The following is a 20548-nucleotide window of genomic DNA, read 5'->3' on the forward strand; positions in this document are numbered from 1 at the left end:
CAGCGGCTTCACAGGTCAGCGCACAGCCAGTAAGGTCCGAGCGGCGTACCCGGGGGGCGGTGGATCCGCAGTCTGCCCCGGCTCTCGAGTTCGCGGTCGACGTCAGTCGCTGAGCGGACAAGGGAGTCCACGATGGCTGCAGCGCGTTCCTCGTCCCGTCGTCTCTTCGCCGCCGTGGCGGCCGTCGGTCTGGGGGTGTCGCTGCTGGTCACCAGCGGCGCCGGCGCCCAAGAAGACCCGGTTCCCGGCGACGAGCCCGCCCTGGAGGCCTACACCGCGCAGGTCAGCGCGCAGGAGGCCGCGGCGATCGTCGCCGACGGCCTGGACGTGACCGCGACCGAACCCACCGACACCGGCCTCACCGTCGACCTGGTCCTCAGCGACGAGGAGGTCCGCGCGCTGCGTGGCCGGGGCATCGACGTCCGGGTCAAGCGCAACGAGGACGGGCTGAGCGCCAGGCAGCTGACCGCCCAGCAGTCCGCCGACGGCTACGACGTCTGGCGGTCGTGGGACGAGCCGGGCGGCCTGCGCGACGAACTGTACGAGCTGGCGCGCCGCAACCCGCAGATCGTCAAGCTCGTCGTTCTCGGCGAGACCTACAACGGCCGCGAGATCATCGCCGTGAAGCTGACGCAGGGAGCCCGCGGCATCGCCGACGGCACCCGCCCGGCGGTGCTCTACAGCTCGTTGCAGCATGCCCGGGAATGGATCTCCGGCGAGGTCAACAGGCGGTTGCTGAACTGGTTCGTCGACGGCTGGCGGGCGAACGACCGCGAGGTCCGGAGCATGCTGCGGCGCAACGAGTACTGGTTCATGCTGGTCGCCAACCCCGACGGCTACGAGTACACGTTCGACGCCGAGCGGCTGTGGCGGAAGAACCTGCGCGACAACGACGGCGACGGCACCGTTTCGCTGCTGGACGGCGTGGACCCGAACCGCAACTATCCCGAGCACTTCGGGTACGACGAGGAAGGGTCGTCGTCGCTGGTGTCCAGCGACACCTACCGCGGGCCGTCGGCCGCATCGGAGCCGGAGACGCAGGCGATGATGTCGCTCTACGACCGAGTCCGCTTCGCCTTCCACATCAACTGGCATTCGACGGGGGAGTGGCTGCTCTACCCGGAGGGCTGGCAGATCGGCACGCCCACCGCCGACGACCCGATCTACTACGCGCTGTCCGGCAACCGCGACAACCCGACGATCCCCGGCTGGGAGCCCGGGCTGTCGTCGGACGTGCTGTACGTGACCAACGGCGAGACCACCGACTTCGCCCACGCCCAACGCGGCACGCTGGCCTGGACCCCCGAGCTGGGGGAGGGCATTCCGGGCAGCGGGTTCGTCTTCCCCGACGACGAGGCGCTGATCCAGGCCGAGTTCGAGAAGACGCTGCCGTTCGCGCTGGACGTGGCGAAGTCGGCCGCCGACCCGGCCAACCCGGTGTCGCACCTGGGCCTGACGACCAAGCCGTTCTACCTGGAGAGCGAGGACACCTACAAGACCGGCCTGCCGCAGGCGAACTTCACGTTCGACTACTCCTACGGCGACCCGCAGGAGGTACGGGTGCTGGCGCAGCGCGACCTCGGCGAGGTGACGCTGAAGTACAGCGTGAACGGCGGTGCCGAGGTCAGCGCACCCACCGAGGAGTGGAAGGGCGGTGACCGATACGGCGGGACGGCCGTGCACTACCGCGTCATGAGCGGCGTGGTCACCGGCACCGATCCGGGCGACAAGGTCGAGGTGTGGTTCGAAGGTGGCGGCGCTACCAGCGAGTCGTTCACGTACACGGCGGTCGAGGAGTCCGGCGACGACGTGCTGGTGCTGGCGGCCGAGGACTACACCGGCGCGTCCCCGGTGCAGGCCGGCGGGCCGAACCACCTCGACGCGTACACCGACGCTTTGACGGCGAACGGTGTCGCCTTCGACGTGTACGACGTGGACGCGCAGGGCCGGGTGGCGCCCGACGCCCTCGGCGTGCTGTCGCACTACGACGCCGTCGTCTGGTACACCGGCGACGATGTCGTCACCCGCGAGCCCGGGTGGGCGGCCGGCAACGCCTCCCGCCTGGCCATGGACGAACTGCTCGAGGTCCGCGACTTCCTCAACGAGGGCGGCCGGGTGCTCTACACCGGGGCGTGGGCGGGTACCCAGTACACCCAGAACGCCGGGCTGCAGCAGTACGACCCGACGGCGGCGAACGCCCAGTGCACCGCCGACCCGGCCGTCACGGAGCGCTGCCGGGCGCTGGCCGGCTCCGGCGACTTCACCAACGACGTCCTGCAGTACTGGCTGGGCGCCTACCTGGTGGTCGACAACGGCGGGACCGGCGAGGACGGCACCTTGCTCGACGTCCTGGGGGTCGACACCCCGTTCACCGGGCTCGCCTGGGGGTTCGACGGCGCGGGCAACCAGAACCACAGCAACTCGCTGATCACCACCAGCGGCGTGCTCGACCCGGCGCGGTACCCGCAGTTCGAGAGTTGGGTGTCGGCACGCTGGGACCGGGAAGGCGGGCCGTTCGAGCCGCACACCGGCGACTTCTACGTGTACTCGCAGATCGCCGACGTCTCGTACAAGCGGCTGACGAACACGATCAGCGTCCCGGCCGGCGGCGCCACCGTGTCGTTCTGGACGTCCTACGACACCGAGGCCGCCTGGGACCACCTGTTCGTCGAGGCCCGGCCGGTCGGCACCGACGACTGGACCACGCTGCCGGACCAGAACGGGCACACGACGCAGGACACCGCCGGCGGCAGTTGTCCTGCCGGGTGGAACGACCTGCATCCGCGGCTGGAGCAATACCAGACCGTCGTCGACGACCAGACCTGCCTGCCCACGGGTACCACCGGTGGGTGGTGGGCGGCGTCGGGCAACTCCGGCGGCTGGCAGCAGTGGGAGGTCGACCTGTCGGCGTACGCGGGCAGCGACGTCGAGCTGTCCATCAGCTACGCCAGCGACTGGGCGGTCCAGGGCCTGGGCGTGTTCGTCGACGACATCGAGGTGTCGACCGGCGACGGGACGACGTCGTTCGAGACCGACCTCGGCGGTTGGGAGGTCACCGGTGCGCCGGAGGGCAGCGCACCCAACGCGAACGACTATGTCCGCACGACGGCGGCCGGCTTCCCGGAGGCGGCCGTGGTGGCCACGCCGGGGTCGCTGTACGCCGGGTTCGGCCTGGAGGGGATCGACGACCCCGCCGACCGGGCCGCCGTGATGGGCCGGGCGGTGGAGTACCTTCTGCGCTGACCCGACCCGTGATCATGTTCCCTCGCGGCCGCTCAGCGACCGCGAGGGAACATGATCACGGGGTAGCGAGCGCCGCGGCGTCTGCCGCGATGAGTTCGGCGAGCTCGGCGGGCAGTTGCTGGCCGCCGACGCCGCTCCGCGCGATCGAGCCCACCCGCAGCCAGTCCTCGCGGTCGATGGCGCGCAGCAGTTGGTCGCGCAGCGTGCGGTGGACGTCCGGGCCGGTCGCGAGCCGGACCAGCCCGGCGGTGGACGGCTGTACGGTGACCGTCGCGGCGGCGGTGGCGGTGCCGTTGACCCCCACGGCGGTCACCTCGACGACGTGGTCGCCGGCGGTCAGGCTGTCGACGGCGATCGGCTCGCCCTCGGCGACCGGCTCGCCGTCGAGCGTCACCTCGATCGTCTCGGCCCGCTCGGACGTGACCGCCGGGACGAGCATCTCGCCGCGGGTGAGGACGGCGCCGTCGGCCGGCGCGGCGATGGCGACGGTGGGCGCGTCGGGGACGGTCTGGACGTGCCGGGCGTTCCAGCCGACCAGCGCGCCGGGGCGGTTGGTGATGACGCCGTCGACGCCGAGATCACGCAGGATGCGCCACTGCTCGGGGTCGTCGATGGTGTACGGCATCACCGCGATCTCCGCCGCGTGCAGGTCGGCGACGGCCTCGGGCCGGTTCTGCAGCGCCGTCCACGACGGGTTGTATGTCACGACGCCGAAGTCGCGCGCCACGGCGACCGGGTCGGCGTCCAGGGTGGAACGCAGCAGCCCGAGCCGCAGCTCCGGCTCGATCTGGGCGACGTCGCGCAGCACCTGTTCGTCGAAGCTCTGCAGGATGGTCTGCTCGACCAGTCCGTGCTCGCGCAGCAGGTCGACCGTCGTCGTCAGTTCGGCTGCCGTCTCCGGGCCCTTGACCTCCAGCAACAGCATCGGCGCCCGGCCGCGCATCATGGGCAGGATGTCCGCCAGCAGCGGCACCGGCTGCCCGGCGAACGCCGGCGAGAACCACATGCCGGCGTCCAGGGTCGCGACGTACTCCGACGTCACCAGGGGCAGCGCGCCGGTGCCGTCGGTGGTGCGGTCGAGCGTGTTGTCGTGCAGGATGACCGGCACGCCGTCGGCGCTGCTGGCTACGTCCACCTCGACGTAGTCGGCGCCGCTGCGCAGGGCGGATTCCACGGCGGCGAGGGTGTTCTCGGGTGCGACGCTGGAGTAGCCGCGGTGCGCGACGACGGCCGGCACCGACGCCGGTCCGACCGGCCGGGTCACGGGCTCCTCCTCGAGTTCGGAGACGATGACGTCGTCGAAGGATACGGTGGCGCCGTTCACGACGAACCCGAGGACTCCCGCGTCGGAGCGGATCAGCGCGGACGTGCTCATGACCGGCTGGCCGTCGAAGATCCAGGTGGCGCGGCTACCACGCACCTCGACGGCGACCCGGACGTCGCGACCGGTGCCGGCGGCGTGCGGCGCGGCCGCGGTGTTGGTGACGTTCCACGAGTCCGATGCGGTGCGCTGGGCGAACTCCAGGCCGTTCGACGCCGTCGTGCCGCTGCGCATCGTGGCGATCCACCACGGGGTGGCGCCGTCGGGCGCGATGTCCAGTGCGACCGCCGTCCACCGGGCCGCGTTGACGACCTGCTCGAACCGGGCGGTCACCTCGATCCGGTAGTTGCGCAGGTGCGAGCCGAACGTGATGCGCGACTGCTGCGACGACGACGCGCTCACTCCGACGAGGCGTCCGTCGGACACCGACCAGTCACCCTCGGCGGGGTTCCACCCCGCGGGGAGCTCGCCGCCGGAGAAGTCCTCGGTGAGGACCACGACCGGCTCGTCGGCGTCGTCGGCGGCGGATGATTCCGGCGCCGCCGCGGCGGACGACGGCAGCGCCGCCAGGGCGAGCGCTGCCGTCGTCAACGCGGCAGTGAGCGGGGCGAACGGACGTAGTCGGCGCACGAGTGCCTCCAGCGGGCTGTCGGGGTGCCCGAATCATACGGATCCGGGCTGAATGCGCGCCGACGTTCAGGTGAAGCCTTGCCCGGCGATCCGGTCAGGGGACGTCGGTGACGGTGGCGACGACCTCGTCGAAGCGCAGGCCGCCGCTGGTGCGGCCGGAGACGAGGGCGCCCTTGTCGAGCACGAGGGCGACGCGGGTGGCCGGGCCGTGCCAGACGCCGTCGTTCGCGCCGCCGAAGTGCAGGTAGTTGGTGCCGCTGTCGAAGTCGGACACCACGATCTCCTGCCAGGCACCGGACGGGGTGAAGGCGAGGCTCTGCTGGTGGGTCTGGCCGGTGCTGTCGGTGACACGCAGACCCACCCGCTGGGCCGTGGTGGCGCGGACCCAGAACGTGAGCTTGCGCAGGGTGAGGTTGGGGACGGGTCGGGAGACCTGCACCCCTTGGGGGTCGACTGCGCAAAAGGTTTTGTGAGACTACATGATGGACAGTACGAACCCGCAAGAGCGCCTCGCCGCCGGACGGCGGTCGGCAGCGGATGAGGAGACGATCACAGAATGCCGGCATTCCTGATACCCGACTCGACGTGGGGCGAGGCGACACGGGCAGTGGCGAGCGATCCCACGGCGCGCGCCGCACTCGTCGGCGAATGCGCAGCGCTACGCCGGGCACCGTTCCAGAGCGTGACGGACAAGGCCGCGCCGGCACCGGGCGGCTCTCTGCACGACTACCTGAGCATGGCGCCGTACTGGTGGCCCGATCCGGACTCGCCCGGCGGGCTCCCATGGGTGCGTCGCGACGGCGAGGTCAACCCCGGGTCGCTGGACTACGACAACATCCGCCTCGACGCCATGTGCCACGCGGTGACCTCGGCGGTGGTGGCGCACCGGGCGATCGGCAGCGACGAGGACGCTCACTTCGCGGGACGGTACCTCGCGCACTGGTTCCTCGACCCGGCCACCAGGATGAACCCGAATCTCGACCATGCCCAGGCCATTCCGGAGTCACGCAGGGCCGCGGAATCGGGATCATCGACACCGTCGGCCTGGTCTACCTCATCGACGCGGTGGGGCAGCTCCGGCCCGGCCCGACGTGGTCGGCGGAGGACCTCGACGAACTGCGGCAGTGGTTCTCGGACTACCTCGACTGGCTACTCACCAGCGAGAACGGCCGTTCCGAACGCGACGAGCCCAACAACCACGGCACCTGGTTCGACGCCCTGGTGGTGGCGTACGCGATCTTCACCGGCCGCACCGAGGTGGCGGTGCGGCAGCTCGAGCAACACACCGCCGGCCGGCTGGAGACCCAGATCGCCGGCGACGGCAGTATGCCGCACGAGCAGCGACGCACGTTGTCCTTGACGTACTCCGCGTTCAACCTGCTGGGGTTCTTGTGCCTGGCGGCGCTGTCCCGCCACGTCGGGGTCGACCTCTGGCGGCACGGCGACGCTCTGGCGCGAGCGGTGGGCCATCTGGTGCCGTTTCTCACCGGCCGGCGGGCCTGGGCGTATCCGCAGATCGTGCCGTTCGATCGATACGTCGTGCCGCACGTGCTGGCCCTCACGCGGACGCATCGCGAGGACGCGGCCGCATACGCCGAGCTGCCCCAGCATCAGCTGATGTTCTCCCGTTCCAGGATCGCCAGCCGCCGGATCCCGCCGGCGGCGTCGCTGGGTCAGGAAGCCGCGACGTCCCAGGTGCGCAGACGTCCGCACATGCCGTAGCGGTAGGTCTCCTCACGCCGGGCGCCGAGGTGCACCGACGCGCCGGACAGGTGTGGTGCCCGGCCGTCGGCGAGGTCGCCGAGTGCCTGATCAGTGGCGTCGACGGCGGCGCGCACGTTGCGTGCCCAGGTCTCGCGCCAGCCCGGTACGCGCGCCGTCACCAGCGCTGCCGCCGTCTCGTGCAGTGCCGTCAGGGCGCCCGGTCCGTCGGCGGCCACCGCGTCGCGCAGCTGCGCGTACCCCTCCAGGGCGAGGTCGCGCCGGCGCCGGGCGGCGGTCGCGAGCGTGTCGTCGTCGGTGGTGTCGGGGAGAGCCGCGGCCGCGGCGTAGCGCTCGGGGTCGGCGAGGACCTCCGGGGGGAACGTGAACACCGCGTCGCCGGCCTCGGGCAGCCCGGCGTTCTGCATGACGACGACGATCTCCAGGCCGCCGTCGTTGACCAGCCGGTGCACGGTGCCGGGCGTGAACCACAACACGGTGCCGGGGGAGAGCGGGTGCTCGCCGACGCCGGCGCCGCTGAGCGTCTGCAGCCGCCCCTTGCCGCCGACGACGACGTAGCCCTCGCCGGACGCGGTGTGCAGGTGCGGCGAGCCGCCCGCGAGCCCGTCCGCCGTCGGCCAGTCGTAGACGGTGAGGTGACTGACGGCGGTGCCGCCGGGGAAGCCGGGTCGGTCAGCTGTCATGGTGCCTCCACCTGGTCGTCGGTCAGCGCCCGCGTGCCCAGGTTGGCCAGCGCCGCGGCGCGGTCCGGGTCGGCGCCGTCGTCGGCGATCACGACGGCGTAGGAGAACCGCAGCGTGCGGCCAGCCTCGAACGGTAGTTCCTCGCTGAAGAACGGTGCCGGGCAGACCGCCGCGAACGCCTCGGTGCGCACGAACCACTGCGGCGGGTGCGCCGGGTTGTCCGTGTGGTCCACGATGACGACGGTGGACGCGGCGCCGGTGCCGTCGTGCTTGCCGGTGAAGCCCATCCAGGGCGCGCGCTGCCCGCGCAGCTCGTCACCGCCGGCGACGCCCGGAGCGAGCACCGTCCCGCCGGTGAACGATCGCGGGCCGCGCCAGAACAGCCCGCCGTAGCCGGCGTTGTCGCGGCCGGCCGTAGTAGGGCTGCCGATCATGATGGTGGCGTCCGTGACGTTGGTCATGGCGGTGTCGAACCGCAGGGTCCAGGCGCCCTGTTCAGGCGCGACGGTGACGGTGACCGCCCGGTCCTCCTCGACGATGCGGCGGCCGGGCTGAGTGATCCAGGCCAGGTCGTGCCGGATGCGGACCCGGTCCGGCAGTGCGTCGAGCGCGGTGAGCCGCTCGTGCACCATGGCACCGTTGTTGTCGCGCTGCACGTACCCGCCGTCGGCGTGGGAGTAGGTGCGGCCGCCCCAGAAGTTGTCGTGGCCCATGTGCGGCAGCGACCAGGCCAGGCCCTTGTGCCAGACGTGGTCGTGCGGGCGCAGCACGGTGACCAGCTCGCCGGCCAGGGTGCGGATGGGGTGCGCGTAAGGGCGGGGGGACTCCCGCTGCGGGTTATCCGGCCGGTAGACGTAGTCGAGCAGTTCGGCGCCGTCGTAGGTGACGTGGACCGAGATCCCGACGTCGTGCACGCATCCGAAAGTCATCAAGCTCCCCAACAGTTCCGGAAAGCGCTATCCTCTCACAACGCCGATGATCATCAAGGGTTGACCCGGCCAGGACCGGATCAACCCTTGATGATCATGAGATGGGCGGTGTCAGTCCCCGATGAAGGGTCCGCCGGTGGGGCTCTTGCGCCACACGGTCGCCACGGCCGGCCGCGGCTGGTCGCCGTACGGGAACGTCGAGATCGGGTTGTCCGGCGAGGCGCCGGAGCCCTCACCCGGGTGCTGAACGGCGATCGTCGCGGTCCGGCCGTCCGGGGTGATGAACGCACCGCAGCACTCCGCGCCGCGCGGCACCGAAGCGAACCGGCGCAGGTGGCCGGCGTCCTCGCCCTCGACCGGCATGACGAACAGGCCATCGGCCACGCTGGACGCCCCGGGCATGCCGTCGGTCGAGATCCACAGCCGGCCCGCCGGGTCGAACGCCACGTTGTCCGGGCAGGAGATCTGGCTGACCTGCGACTTGTCGAACCCGTCGAAGTAGGTCTCCGGGTCTTCCGGGTCGCCGGCGATCAGCACGATCTTCCAGGTGAAGGTCAACGCCGCCGCGTCGCCGCCGTCCTCGTCGAGGCCGATGACGTGGCCGAACTTGTTGGCCGCCCGCGGGTTGGCCTCGTCGCGCTGCTCCGGCGTGCGGGCGGAGTTGTTCGTCAGCGCGATGTAGACGGTGCCGGTGACCGGGTTCGGCTCGACGTCCTCGGGCCGGTCCATCTTCGTCGGGCCGACCTGGTCGGCGGCCAGGCGGGTGAAGACCAGCACCTCCTCGACGCTGAAGCCGTCGACCCGGCTCTCGCCGTCGACGACCAGCGGCAGCCACTCACCGGTGCCGTCGAACAGTCCGTCGGCCGGCGGGTTCTGCGGGAACTCGGGGCTGTTGCCGGTGAACTTCGCGACGTAGAGGTCACCCTCCTCCAGCAGCCGCAGGTTGTGGTCGCGGTCGCGCTTGGAGTTGCCGTCCCGGTAGGCGTTCTTCGAGACGAACTTGTAGACGTAGTCGAATCGCTCGTCGTCGCCCATGTAGGCCACGACGCGGCCGTCCTCGGCGATCGCGATGGTCGCGCCCTCGTGCTTGAACCGGCCCAGCGCGGTGAGCTTGCGCGGCGTCGACTCGGGGTCGTACGGGTCCACCTCGACGATCCAGCCGAACCGGTTGGGCTCGTTCGGGTCGGTGGCCAGGTCGAAGCGGCTGTCCACCTTTTCCCAGCCGCGCTGGGTGCCCTGGTCGGTGCGGATGCCGTAGCGGGCGTACCGCTCCGCCGTGGTCGCGTCGGTGATGCCGGACGTCGCGCCGAAGTACTGGTTGAAGTTCTCCTCGGCGGTCAGGATGGTGCCCCAGGGCGTGGTGCCGCCGGCGCAGTTGTTCAGCATGCCCTTGACCACGGTGCCGGTGCGGTCGCCGCGGGTCTTGAGCAGGTCGCTGCCGGCCGCCGGGCCGACCAGCCGGAACTCGGTACCGGTGTGGATGCGCCGGTTGTAGCGGCGGCGTCGGGTCACCGGGCGCCACTCGCCGGTGTCACCGACGCGTTCGATCTCGACGACGGAGCCGCCGTGCGCCGCCTGCGCGATCTTCAGCTGCTCGACGGTGGCCGAGGCCGCGCCGGACCAGCCGCGGAACATGAGCTCTTCGTTGGTGTACTCGTGGTTCACCCACAGCAGCGCGCGGTCGAAGTTGCGGTCCAGCGGCACGATCGACACGTAGTCGCAGTTGTAGCCGAACTGCTGTAGCTGCGCCGCCTCGGTCTGGTTGTCGAAGTCGAACTCCGGCGCGCCGTCCAGGATCGGGTCGCCCCACGCCACCGTCACCGACCAGTCGTAGCCGTTGGGCACGACGATGTTGTCGACGTTGTTGTCGCCGACGGCCTGGAAGCCGACCGGGCGGCCGCGCTCAGGCAGGTCCGGGAAGGCCGGCGTCGGCGGCTTCGGGCCGGCCACACCGCGCGACGAGGACGGCGCGGCGGCGGCCGTGAGGGCCCCGCCCGCGCCGGACCCGACGACGAGCGCGGCGGCGGCGCCGGTGCGCAGCAGCCCGCGCCGCGACATCGCCTTGTTCACCACGTCGCCGAAGTACTCGTTGTCGCTGGTGTTCGGCGCCGGGTGGAAGCAGGCGTCGGCGCAACGGTACTTGCACGTCATGGCGCTACGGCCGCCGTGGTTGCCGCCGAGGAGGGGCAGCAGCCGGCGACGCTGGCCGCCTTCGGTTTCGGGCATGGGAGTCCCTTCGTCACGTTTCCAGCACATTCCTCCCGCTGAACCTAGGAATCCGGTGCTGACGTGGGCCACCACGCCTGGACGAACAGAAGATGAAAGGCGCATGAGTTAGGGCACCCTCAGCTACCAGCCAAGATGCGCCGCGGTCGAGCTGCCCCGGCATGGGCACGCGGCGGCGCGATCCCCGCCCAACCCCGGTTGATCTTGGAGTTTCCGCGGAATCTTCCGGGCAAAACGGACCGCGATTCCGCGGAAACTCCAAGATCAACGGGGTGGGGGCGACGGACACAGCGGCGCCTGGACCGACGCGGAAGGCGGATAGGCCTCCAAAAGCGGGGGCTAGTCGCCGATGAAGGGGCCGCCCGTGGGGCTCTTGCGCCAGACGGTGACGACGGACGGCCGCGGCTGGTCGCCGTACGGGAACGTCGACGCCGGCTCCTCCACCGTCGCGCCGTCCTCTTCGCCCGGGTGCTGGACGGCGAGGAACGCCGTGCGCCCGTCGGCGCTGATGAACGGCCCGCAACACTCCGCACCCACCGGGACGGACGCGAAGCGGCGCAGGTGACCTCGGTCGTCGCCCTCGATCGGCATGACGAACATGCCGTCGTTGACCCCGACCGAGCTCGGCATGCCGTCGGTGGCCAGCCACAGCCGCCCGGACGGGTCGAAGGCGACGTTGTCCGGGCACGAGATCATGCTGACCTGCGACTTGTCGAAGCCGTCGTAGTAGGTCTCCGGGTCCTCGGGGTCGCCGGCGAGGATGACGATGCGCCAGGTGAACGTGGTGGCCGCGCCGTCACCGCCGTCCTCGTCCAGGCCGATGACGTGGCCGAACTTGTTGGCCGGACGGGGGTTGGCCTCGTCGACCTCGGCCGGGGTGCGGCGGTCGTTGTTGGTCAGGGCCATGTAGACGGTGCCGGTGACGGGGTGCGGCTCGACGTCCTCGGGCCGGTCCATCTTCGTCGGGCCCACCTGGTCGGCGGCGAGGCGGGTGAACACGAGCACCTCGTCGACGCTCATGCCGTCGACCTGGCTCTCGCCGCCGACGATCAACGGCAGCCATTCCCCGGTGCCGTCGAACACGCCGTCGGCCGGTGGCTCGCCGGGGAACTCCGGGCTGTCGCCGGTGAATTTCGCGACGTACAGGTCGCCCTCGTCGAGCAGGGTGATGTTGTGGTCGCGGTCGCGCTTGGAGTTGCCGTCACGGAACTTCTTCGACGACACGAACTTGTAGACGTATTCGTACCGTTCGTCGTCGCCCATGTAGACGGCCACCCGCCCGTCCGGGGTGAGCGCCGTCGTCGCACCCTCGTGCTTGAACCGGCCCAACGCGGTGAGCTTGCGCGGGGTGGACCGCGGGTCGTACGGGTCGACCTGGCAGATCCAGCCGAACCGGTGCGGTTCGTTGGGTTCCTCGATGAGGTCGAATCGGGGGTCGACACGCTCCCAGCCATGCTCGGTGCCGGCCTCGGTCCGGATGCCGTAGCGGGCGTACCGCTCGGCCGTCGCCGAGTCGGTGACGTCGGCGCTGGCGCCGAAGTACTGGTTGAAATTCTCCTCGCCGGTCAGGATCGTCCCCCACGGCGTGGCGCCGCCGGCGCAGTTGTTGAGCATGCCCAGGACGGTGGTGGCGGCCGGGTCGGCGGTTGTGCGCAGCAGCTCGCTGCCGGCCGCGGGGCCGGTGAGCCGGAACTCGGTGTGCGTGTGGATGCGGCGGTTGTGCCGGGCCCGGCGGCTGACCGGGCGCCACTCACCGGTGTCGCCAACGCGTTCGATCTCGAGGATGGAGCCGCCGTGTGCCGCCATGAGCACCAGGAGCTGGTCGTCGGTGGCGTTCTCGGGGCCGGACCAGCCGCGGAACATCAGTTCCTCGTTGGTGTACTCGTGGTTCACCCACAGCAGGGCACGGTCGTCGTGGCGCTGCAAGGGCAACATGGCCACGTAGTCACAGTTGTAGCCGAACTGCTTGCGCTGGGCCGCGGACGTCTGGGCCTCGAAGTCGAACTCCGGGGCGCCGTCCTCGACCGGCTCGCCCCAGGCGATGGTGACCGACCAGTCGTAGCCGTTGGGGACGATGACCGAGTCGACGGTGTTGCCCTCGACCGCAGTGAACAGCACCGGCCGGCCGTACTCGGGGCTGCCGGGGCGGACCCGGGCCGCGGCGGCCGTGGCGCCGGTCGCTGCGGGAGCAGCCGGCCGCGCGGCGGCTCCGGCCAGGCTTCCGGCGGCACCGGTGCCGACGACGACGGCCGCGGCAGCGCCACCGCGCAGCAGGCCACGCCGCGACACCGCGGCCGTCACGACGTCGCCGAAGTAGGCATTGTCACTGGTATTGGGCGGTTCGTGGGCGCAGGCATTGCCGCAGCGGTACTTGCACGTCATGGCGCTGCGGCCGCCGTGACCCCCGGTGAGCAGGGGAAGCAGGCGGCGCCGGGGCTCCTGAGCGTCGTTGATGTCGGACATGACAGCTCCCTCCGCCGGGGCACGCGTGGTGTCACAGCGTAGGTAATCGTTCACCTGTTGGCCACCGTTCGTTCACAAAATTCGCGGAACTCCCGAAGTCGGGCCTCGTGGTACCGGTCGATGCCGCCGAGGGTGCATGCTGGACACCACGGCCGTCGGCGTCGCCGGCCGGGCGAGAGGGGGCTCGCGTTGATCACCACGTCGCTGCTCGAACGCATCCGCCGCGGCATCATCGGCGAGGGTGAGGTTCTGTACGGGCCGTTCGGAGCCCGGCGCATCACCTACGCCGACTACACCGCGTCCGGCCGGTCCCTGGACTTCATCGAGGACTTCATCCGCGACCAGGTGCTCCCGCTGTACGCCAACACCCACACCGAGAGCTCCGGCACCGGCCTGCAGACCACCCTGCTGCGCGAGGACGCCCGCCGCACCATCGCGTCGTCCGTCGGCGGCACCGACGACCACCTGGTCCTCTTCACCGGCTCCGGCGCTACCTCGGCGGTGAACAAGCTCATCGGGATCCTCGAGCTGAGGCTGCCGGCCGGCGCGCCGAAACGGCACGGCGTGGTCTGGGACCTGCCCGCCACCCGACCGGTGGTGCTCGTAGGCCCCTACGAGCACCACTCCAACGAGCTGCCGTGGCGCGAGACCATTGCCGACGTCGTCGCCGTCGACACCGACGCCGACGGCCACATCGACCTCGATCAACTCGACCGGCTGTTGCGCGAGCACGCCGACCGGCCGCTGCGCATCGGCAGCTTCTCCGCCGCCTCGAACGTGACCGGGGTGCTCACCGACGCCGACCAGGTGGCCGCGCTGCTGCACCGGCACGGCGCGCTGTCGTTCTGGGACTACGCCGCGGCCGGACCGTACGTGCCGATCCGGATGGCCCCGAGCGCGCCGGGTGCCCTCGACCACAAGGATGCGATCTTCCTTTCGCCGCACAAGTTCGTCGGCGGGCCGCAGACCCCGGGCGTCCTCGTGGTCGACCGCGCGCTGGTGCGCAACGCCGTCCCGACGGTGCCGGGCGGGGGCACCGTCGAGTTCGTCAGCCTCGACCAGCACCGCTACCTGGAGGACCCGGTGGCGCGGGAGGAAGGCGGCACCCCCGCCATCGTCGAGTCCATCCGCGCCGGCCTGGTGTTCGGGCTCAAGGACGCCGTCGGGACCGACGTCATCGCCGAACGCGAAGAAGAGCTGTGGCGGCACGCCGTCCGGCGCTGGGAGGCGGTGCAGCAGATCGACGTGCTGGGCAACCACGACGTCGCCCGGCTGTCCATCGCGTCGTTCCGGATCCGCTTCGGCGAGCAGTTCCTGCACCACAACTTCGTCGTCGCGCTGCTCAACGACCTGTTCGGCATCCAGTCCCGGGGCGGCTGCTCCTGCGCCGGGCCGTACGGGCACCGGCTGCTCGCGGTGGGGCCGGCGCAGTCCAACGCCTTCCGCGACGTGGTCGGCGTCGGCTGCGAAGGCATCAAACCCGGCTGGACCCGGCTGAACTTCAACTACTTCATCTCCGACACCGTCCGCGACTACCTGGTGGACGCGGTCGAGCTGATCGCCCGCGAGGGTTACCGGCTGCTCCCGGAGTACCTGTTCGACCCGCACACCGCGTTGTGGCGGCACCGCGACGGCACCACCCGGCCGCCGATCCGGCTGACGGGCCTGCACTGGGACGACGGCGCCCTGATCGAGGCCCGGAGGCACGACCGGATCGGCGAGGACGCGCTGCCGCGGTACCTGGCCGAGGCCCGCGAAGTGCTCGCGTCCCGCCCGGCGCGCCTGCCGGAGGGACCGACCGGGTTGTCGCCCGAGTTCGAGGCACTGCGGTGGTTCGCGCTGCCGCCGTCGTGCGTGCCCGCCGGCGTCGACGCCGTCCCCGTCGTGCACCCCAGCTGCGCCGCCCCCGACCCCGTCCTCCCGTGATCATCAACGGTTGTCCCGGTCATAGTCGTATCAACTCTTGATGATCATGGGGAGAGGCGTCATGCAGCGCGCCGGGCGGCTCGTTCCGTCCTAGGGGTATGGAGCACGAGGATCACGCGGCGGCGCTGGGTCACCGTTGGCGCCGGTTCGGAGCCGGCCTGGCCGGCGGGGTGATGGTCGCGGGCGCGGCGGCCGGAGCGGTCGCCGCCGTCGCGGGTGGCGATGCCGGTCCTGCGGTGCCGCGTGCGGTCGGGACCGCCGACCCGGGTGGGCTGCTCCCCACTTCGCCGCCCACGGAGGTGACCGGGTCCACCGTGAGCTGGGCGCATTCGTACGGCAGCTTCGACGAGCTGCGCCGTAACAGCACGGCCGTCGTGGTGGCGACGGTGGAGTCGGTCGGACCGGCGCCGGGCCCGGAACCGGGCGTGTACCCGGGCAACGAAGTCGTACTGGAGTCCGTGGCACTCCGGGTGCGGGTCGAGGAGACCCTGTGGGGAGCGGTGGCCGGTGAGTCGATCGGCGTCGGCCAGCTGACCGAGGACGTGGTGTTGGGTGGGCCGCCGGTGATGTCCGTAGGCGGCCGGTACCTCCTCTTCCTGGTCGCCCCAGCAGTGGACGAGTGGCGCAACTCGGCCGGCCTCTACTCCATCACCGGATCCGATGGCATCTACTCGTTGGCCGATGGCATGGCGACGCACGCCGGGCGAGCCGAGAGCGTGCTGCCGAAGACGGTGGCGGAGTCCAAAGCACTGCGCGCCGCCACCGGCGACGACGACCTGACGCCCGCGCAGATCGACGAGCTGTACGAGAACGCTCAGCGGTATCGCGGCATCGGTGACCTGCGCGACGCGAGCACGGCGGTGGTGCGGGCCACTGTCGAGACCAGCGATGCCGCGGCCGGCGTGCTCACCTCGCGGGTGGCGGTCGACGACGTGCTGTGGGGTTCGGCCCCGGACGAGCTGGAGATCGAGCAGCCGCTGGCGCCGACCGCGGCCGCTCCCCTCACCACCGGGCGCACCTACCTGCTCTTCCTGACCGCCCACGACGACGCCACATACCGTGTCACGGCTGAGCGTGGGAGCTGGGAGCTGGAACGCGCGCAGGAGCCTCCGGGGTACGTGTTCAAGGGCGCGGGGCCATGGGAGGTGCTCCCGCCCCGCCTCAACGCGTCGCTGGTGACCCAGACGGTGATCCTAGCCCCGTGATCATCGAGGGTTCGCCCGGTCATGGGCGGTCAGGGCCGTGACAAGTCTTGATGATCATGGGGAGACGAGCCAGGCCAGCACGACCAGGACTTGGCCGGCGGCCTGGGCGACGACGAAGCGCTCCAGTGTGGGGCGCAGCGCGGCGCGTTCCACCGCGGTGTTCGCGGGGACGACGGCGGCCAGCGCTGCCAGCACGTGGACGGCGTGCAGGCCCAGGACCGTGAGCGACGCCCACGCCGTCACACCGCGCTCGGCGCCCAGCGCCAGCAGGACGAGGGCCGTCAAGAACGCCGCCGGGACGTGTGTGGCCGGGACGACGGCGGCGGCCAGCCCGAGCGCTCCAGCCACGGCCAGCAGAAACGGCGCGGTCGGCGTCCACATGCCCACGGCGGCGACGGTGCCGGCCGCCACGAGCGCCAGCGCGAGCCGCAGCGCCCACCAGGGGAGGGTCGGGGCCAGCTGCCCGGGCGGGATCAGCCCGCCGGACGGCGTGGGCGTGCCGCCGCCGGGCCGGGCCGGAGTGCCGACCGCCAGGGGTGCGTCGCCGTCGTCGATGCTCATAGTCGCGTCCGCCGCATCGACCGGCGCAACCGGGCCAGGCTGAGCGCCAGCGCCGCCGGCTCGGCCGACGTCACCGGCACGCCGGCCGCGGCGAGAGACCGCATCCGCTCGTCGCGCTCGGCGAGGACGATCCGGGCCGCCAGCGCCACAGCCGGTTCGGCCCGGTCGATCACCAGCGGCGCCGGGAGCACGTCGACCGCGAGCACGGGATGCCCGGCTCGCCGCCAGGACGTCGCCAGCGCGCCGGCGGCGTCGTCGAGGAAGACCGACGTGACGACCACGATCGCGCCGTGCGGGAACCGCGGCACCTTCCGCGGCAGCGGCTGGCTGTCGCCGGACCCTGGGCGGCGGGTGTGCCGGGCCAGCTGGGTGCGCAGCCGCAGCAGGTGCCGCCGTCCGCTGCCCAGGTGGACGTGCTCGTGCGGGCGGGCGAGATCGAGAACGCCGACGCGGTCTCCGTGCTCGATGTACGCCGCGGCCACGGAGGCGACGGTGTCGACGGCGATGTCGATGCTGCTGCGGCCGGCCGGTTCGTCGTCGGCGCCGGACGATCCCAGCCCCGACCAGCTCGCGACCTCGGCCCGCAGATCGAAGCGGTTGTCGAGGCAGCAGACGACGTCGGCGTCGGCGTCCACCTGGGTGTGCCGGGTGTAGAGCTCCTCGCGCGGTCCGGCCTGCCGTGCGGTGACCCGCCAGTCGATGCGGCGCAGCCGGTCGCCGGGCATGAACGGTGACACGTCGTGCAGTTCGGTGCCCTCGCCGGCGCGGCGGGTGCGGTGCGCGCCGACCATGCCCGACGGCCGGGGCGGCAGCGGACCCGGCGGCAGTGTCGTCGTGATGGCCGGCAGCACCTGCGGGGTGTACGGCGTCCCGGTGACCGGGCCGGCGGTGAACAGCCCGTCGTCGGCGACGGCAAGGTGGTCGGGCCGGGCGAGCAGCTGTGACCCCCACACCGGCGACGACGTCTCGGTGACGATCTGCCGAGGCCGGTCGGCCGGTGCGACGACGGCGACCCGCTCGGCCGGGGCGCCCGGTTCCGGCATCGGCAGCACGGTGGCGACGAGCTGCGCGTCCGACGGCGCGATGCGCACGGCGACGGCCACCGGACGCCCGACGGCCAGCACCCGCGGACCGATGGCGCGGACCTCGGGCGGCGGCCGCATCCCGGCCGACAGCGTCCGGCCGGCCGGCCAGCCACCCAGGCTCGGCCGGACCCGTCCGCCCAGGGCCAGAGCGGTGCCCACCGCGAGCGGCACGCCCAGCAGCACCAGTTCGGGCCGGCCCAGCGCGAGCCCGCCGGCGGCCAGCACGGCCGGCAGAAGCACTGCGCGGACCAGCGCCGGGGTGGCCCGCCAGGCCATCTGGTTGGAGGTCATCGTCGCGACGCCGGGCCGGGGACGTGGTCGAGGATCTCGGTGATGATGTCCGCGGTGCGCAACTGCATGGTCCAGGCCTCCGGGGTGAGCGTCAGCCGGTGCGCCAGCGCGGGCACCGCGACCTCCTTGACGTCCTCGGGCAGCACGTAATCGCGGCCGTCCAGCACGGCGACCGCCCGCGCGGTCAGCAGCAGCGCCAGCGACCCGCGCGGCGACGCGCCGACCTCGACCGCCCGGTGTCGCCGGGTGGCCACCGCCAGGTCGACGCAGTACCCGACGATCGAGGGATCGGTGTCGACGGCCTCGACCCCGGCCTGCAGCGCGGTGACCGTCTCGGCGTCGACAACGGGCTCGACGTCGGCCTGCTCCTGCCTGCGGGCCACCCGGCGCGCCAGCACCTCGGCCTCGTCCGGCGGCTCCAGGTAACCGGCCGACAGCCGCAGCATGAACCGGTCGAGCTGCGCCTCCGGCAGCGGATAGGTGCCCTCGTACTCGACCGGGTTGCTGGTGGCGAGCACGTGGAACGGCCGGGGCAGCGCGAACGTCCGTCCCTCGACCGTCGTCTGCCGCTCGGCCATCGCCTCCAACAGTGCGGACTGGGTCTTGGGCGGGGTGCGGTTGATCTCGTCGGCCAGCAGCAGGCCGGCGAAGACCGGGCCGGGGCGGAACGCGAACTCGCGGGTGCCCGGGTCCCACACGAACGAGCCCGTGACGTCGCCGGGCAGCAGGTCGGGCGTGCACTGCAGCCGGCGGAATTCCAGGCCGAGCGCGCTGGCCAGGCTGCGCGCCGCCAGCGTCTTGCCGAGGCCGGGGACGTCCTCGAACAGCACGTGCCCGCCGGCCAGGATGGCGGCCAGCGCGAGCCGCAGCGTGCGCCGCATACCGACCACGGCGGTGCCGACGCCGTCGAGCACGGTGGCGCCGACCCGCGCCACCTCCGTGACGGGTGGCGTGGTGGTGCTGGGCGAGGTCATGGAGTGTTTCCTCCGGGGTCGACGGTGCGGAGCTCTTCGATGGCGGTGACGACGCGGTCCAGGTGGCGCAGGTCGGTGGTGAAGGTGTCGGCCTCGAGCGCGGCGTGGACCTGCGGCCCGAGAGCGCGGACGGCGCGCGGGTCGGACCAGTCGATGCCCAGTCGACGTAGCCGAGCGGTGGCGAGGCGGCGCAGCCGGTACTGCAGCGCCGGGTCGGTCTCCGACGGCCTGGAGCTGCCCAGTCGGTTCGCCAGCCGCCACACCTGGCTGGACCCGCCGCTGGGCGGACGCTCCGGGCGGGCCGGCCAGGGGCCATACCGCGACGCGGGAGCGCTGGTCACGACCAGAATGACGGCCGTGACGCACCCGCCGAGGAGCACCGGGCGGGCACCCTGGACACCGACCAGCCAGCACGCCAGGCCGGTGCCGACGCCGGCCAGGACGCCATGGACGAGCACCTTCCGGGGGACTGCCCGCCGGAGGCGTTCGAGGGCGGCGTGCACCGGCGTGGGGGTCATCGAGGACCAGCCGTCATCGCGGGCCAGCCGGCGCCGGGGCGCCGAGCGTGTCGAGGATGGTGCGCAGCGACCTGCGCGCGGTGGCGACGTCGTCGTCGGTGATGTCGGGGTGGGCCGCGAACCGGGCCCGCTGGTAGAGGCCGAGCAGGGCGGTGGTGGCGTCGTCGTCGGCGTGGTGCCGTCGCAGCAGGGCGGCGGTGAACTCGCTCGGTGTGTGCGCCGGGTCCCGCCCGGCCCCGCTGCCGGCGGCCGCGGACTCCAGCGCCAGCCAGGCGTCGATGACGGCCTGCGCTCCGGTGCCGCCGCGGCCGGACAGCGCGGCGTCGGCGGCCCGAGCGGCGTCACGCAGTTCCTCGGAGACGTCGGCCAGCTCGTCCACCTCGCCGCCGATCACCGTCCGGCGAGCCCGCGCCGACGACACCGATCGCAGCCGCCGGATCAGCGCCATCGCCAGCGCCACCGCCGCGACGGCCAGCAGCGCGGCCAGCACGCCCTGCCACGGCAGGTCCAGGTCCACCGGCTCGTCGCGGGTGCGCTCCGGCAACGGCGTGGGCAACTCCTGCGGCGGCGGCTGGTCGACGGACTCGAGGCGCGGCGGCTCCTGCGCCGAGCCGGACAACCACTCCGGCTCCACCACCTCGACCGGCCCGACACCGGCGGAGAGCACCACGATGATCGCCGCGACGAGCACCACCGCCGCGGCGGCAGGGGCCCTCCCGGAACCGCGCATCGTGTCGATCCTGACATATGGCCCGGACAGCGTCGCCGATT

At 72.1% G+C, this 20548-nt stretch carries 14 protein-coding genes and 1 pseudogene; 4 read left to right on the forward strand and 11 right to left on the reverse strand.

What is annotated here, in order from left to right; genetic code table 11:
- The first annotated feature begins 132 nt into the window (after positions 1 to 132).
- Positions 133 to 3243, forward strand: coding sequence for a M14 family metallopeptidase (locus JIAGA_RS0117075; protein ID WP_026876605.1), 3111 nt, complete (start codon positions 133 to 135; stop codon positions 3241 to 3243).
- A 55-nt stretch (positions 3244 to 3298) separates the two neighbouring features.
- Here the strand turns inward: JIAGA_RS0117075 and JIAGA_RS0117080 are convergent, their stop codons facing one another.
- Together JIAGA_RS0117080 and JIAGA_RS0117085 are read right to left on the reverse strand one after the other, a co-directional pair.
- Positions 3299 to 5194, reverse strand: a complete 1896-nt coding sequence (locus JIAGA_RS0117080; RefSeq protein ID WP_035812643.1) for a glycerophosphodiester phosphodiesterase — start codon at positions 5192 to 5194, stop codon at positions 3299 to 3301.
- A gap of 94 nt (positions 5195 to 5288) precedes the next feature.
- Positions 5289 to 5633 (reverse strand): hypothetical protein, encoded by a 345-nt coding sequence (locus JIAGA_RS0117085; RefSeq protein ID WP_026876607.1) that lies wholly within the window; start codon positions 5631 to 5633, stop codon positions 5289 to 5291.
- Positions 5634 to 5930: 297 nt separating this feature from the next.
- Here JIAGA_RS0117085 and JIAGA_RS35725 point away from each other — a divergent pair.
- Positions 5931 to 6916: pseudogene (locus JIAGA_RS35725) on the forward strand (alginate lyase family protein).
- Here the strand turns inward: JIAGA_RS35725 and JIAGA_RS0117095 are convergent.
- The 4 genes from JIAGA_RS0117095 to JIAGA_RS0117110 all read right to left on the reverse strand — a co-directional run bounded on the left by JIAGA_RS0117095 (position 6868) and on the right by JIAGA_RS0117110 (position 13217).
- Positions 6868 to 7599 carry a cupin domain-containing protein gene (locus tag JIAGA_RS0117095; RefSeq protein ID WP_026876608.1) on the reverse strand — a complete coding sequence of 244 codons (732 nt, stop codon included), beginning with the start codon at positions 7597 to 7599 and terminating at the stop codon, positions 6868 to 6870. The pseudogene JIAGA_RS35725 and the gene JIAGA_RS0117095 overlap by 49 nt on opposite strands.
- Complete coding sequence (locus JIAGA_RS0117100; protein WP_026876609.1) at positions 7596 to 8528, reverse strand: DUF6807 domain-containing protein; 933 nt, start codon at positions 8526 to 8528, stop codon at positions 7596 to 7598. The genes JIAGA_RS0117095 and JIAGA_RS0117100 overlap by 4 nt, the downstream gene beginning before the upstream one ends.
- A 111-nt stretch (positions 8529 to 8639) precedes the next feature.
- Positions 8640 to 10754 (reverse strand): PhoX family protein, encoded by a 2115-nt coding sequence (locus tag JIAGA_RS0117105; RefSeq protein WP_026876610.1) that lies wholly within the window; start codon positions 10752 to 10754, stop codon positions 8640 to 8642.
- Between the two features lie 339 nt (positions 10755 to 11093).
- Complete coding sequence (locus JIAGA_RS0117110) at positions 11094 to 13217, reverse strand: PhoX family protein (protein ID WP_026876611.1); 2124 nt, start codon at positions 13215 to 13217, stop codon at positions 11094 to 11096.
- 192 nt (positions 13218 to 13409) lie between these two features.
- Between JIAGA_RS0117110 and JIAGA_RS30430 the strand changes: the two genes are divergently transcribed.
- Complete coding sequence (locus JIAGA_RS30430) at positions 13410 to 15143, forward strand: aminotransferase class V-fold PLP-dependent enzyme (protein WP_342673703.1); 1734 nt, start codon at positions 13410 to 13412, stop codon at positions 15141 to 15143.
- Between the two features lie 98 nt (positions 15144 to 15241).
- A complete protein-coding gene (locus JIAGA_RS0117120) occupies positions 15242 to 16348 on the forward strand; it encodes a hypothetical protein (protein WP_026876612.1) in 1107 nt (368 codons plus the stop codon).
- A 54-nt stretch (positions 16349 to 16402) separates the two neighbouring features.
- Here the strand turns inward: JIAGA_RS0117120 and JIAGA_RS0117125 are convergent, their stop codons facing one another.
- The 5 genes from JIAGA_RS0117125 to JIAGA_RS30435 are packed head-to-tail and all read right to left on the reverse strand — an operon-like array spanning position 16403 to position 20507.
- Positions 16403 to 16909, reverse strand: coding sequence for a hypothetical protein (locus JIAGA_RS0117125; RefSeq protein ID WP_026876613.1), 507 nt, complete (start codon positions 16907 to 16909; stop codon positions 16403 to 16405).
- Positions 16906 to 18285: a DUF58 domain-containing protein gene (locus tag JIAGA_RS0117130; protein WP_026876614.1), complete on the reverse strand. Its 1380-nt coding sequence runs from the start codon at positions 18283 to 18285 to the stop codon at positions 16906 to 16908. The genes JIAGA_RS0117125 and JIAGA_RS0117130 overlap by 4 nt, the downstream gene beginning before the upstream one ends.
- Positions 18282 to 19259 (reverse strand): AAA family ATPase, encoded by a 978-nt coding sequence (locus tag JIAGA_RS0117135; RefSeq protein ID WP_026876615.1) that lies wholly within the window; start codon positions 19257 to 19259, stop codon positions 18282 to 18284. The genes JIAGA_RS0117130 and JIAGA_RS0117135 overlap by 4 nt, the downstream gene beginning before the upstream one ends.
- The gene (locus JIAGA_RS0117140) at positions 19256 to 19777 is read right to left on the reverse strand and encodes a hypothetical protein (protein ID WP_026876616.1); all 522 of its coding nucleotides are present in this window, start codon (positions 19775 to 19777) and stop codon (positions 19256 to 19258) included. The genes JIAGA_RS0117135 and JIAGA_RS0117140 overlap by 4 nt, the downstream gene beginning before the upstream one ends.
- A 13-nt stretch (positions 19778 to 19790) precedes the next feature.
- Entirely contained in the window at positions 19791 to 20507 is a 717-nt protein-coding gene (locus JIAGA_RS30435; protein WP_157553255.1) for a DUF4129 domain-containing protein, read from the reverse strand.
- Positions 20508 to 20548 lie beyond the last annotated feature (41 nt).

The organism is Jiangella gansuensis DSM 44835, from assembly GCF_000515395.1.
Lineage (GTDB): Bacteria > Actinomycetota > Actinomycetes > Jiangellales > Jiangellaceae > Jiangella > Jiangella gansuensis.

What these genes read in the sequence shown, in the direction of transcription:
- JIAGA_RS0117075 (WP_026876605.1), top strand. Translation starts at nt 133, where the DNA reads ATGGCTGCAGCGCGTTCCTCGTCCCGTCGTCTCTTCGCCGCCGTGGCG.
- JIAGA_RS0117110 (WP_026876611.1), bottom strand. Translation starts at nt 13,217, where the DNA reads ATGTCCGACATCAACGACGCTCAGGAGCCCCGGCGCCGCCTGCTTCCC.
- JIAGA_RS0117120 (WP_026876612.1), top strand. Translation starts at nt 15,242, where the DNA reads ATGGAGCACGAGGATCACGCGGCGGCGCTGGGTCACCGTTGGCGCCGG.
- JIAGA_RS0117125 (WP_026876613.1), bottom strand. Translation starts at nt 16,909, where the DNA reads ATGAGCATCGACGACGGCGACGCACCCCTGGCGGTCGGCACTCCGGCC.
- JIAGA_RS30435 (WP_157553255.1), bottom strand. Translation starts at nt 20,507, where the DNA reads ATGCGCGGTTCCGGGAGGGCCCCTGCCGCCGCGGCGGTGGTGCTCGTC.
- JIAGA_RS0117095 (WP_026876608.1), bottom strand. Translation starts at nt 7,599, where the DNA reads ATGACAGCTGACCGACCCGGCTTCCCCGGCGGCACCGCCGTCAGTCAC.
- JIAGA_RS0117135 (WP_026876615.1), bottom strand. Translation starts at nt 19,259, where the DNA reads ATGACCTCGCCCAGCACCACCACGCCACCCGTCACGGAGGTGGCGCGG.
- JIAGA_RS0117100 (WP_026876609.1), bottom strand. Translation starts at nt 8,528, where the DNA reads ATGACTTTCGGATGCGTGCACGACGTCGGGATCTCGGTCCACGTCACC.
- JIAGA_RS0117130 (WP_026876614.1), bottom strand. Translation starts at nt 18,285, where the DNA reads ATGACCTCCAACCAGATGGCCTGGCGGGCCACCCCGGCGCTGGTCCGC.
- JIAGA_RS0117105 (WP_026876610.1), bottom strand. Translation starts at nt 10,754, where the DNA reads ATGCCCGAAACCGAAGGCGGCCAGCGTCGCCGGCTGCTGCCCCTCCTC.
- JIAGA_RS0117140 (WP_026876616.1), bottom strand. Translation starts at nt 19,777, where the DNA reads ATGACCCCCACGCCGGTGCACGCCGCCCTCGAACGCCTCCGGCGGGCA.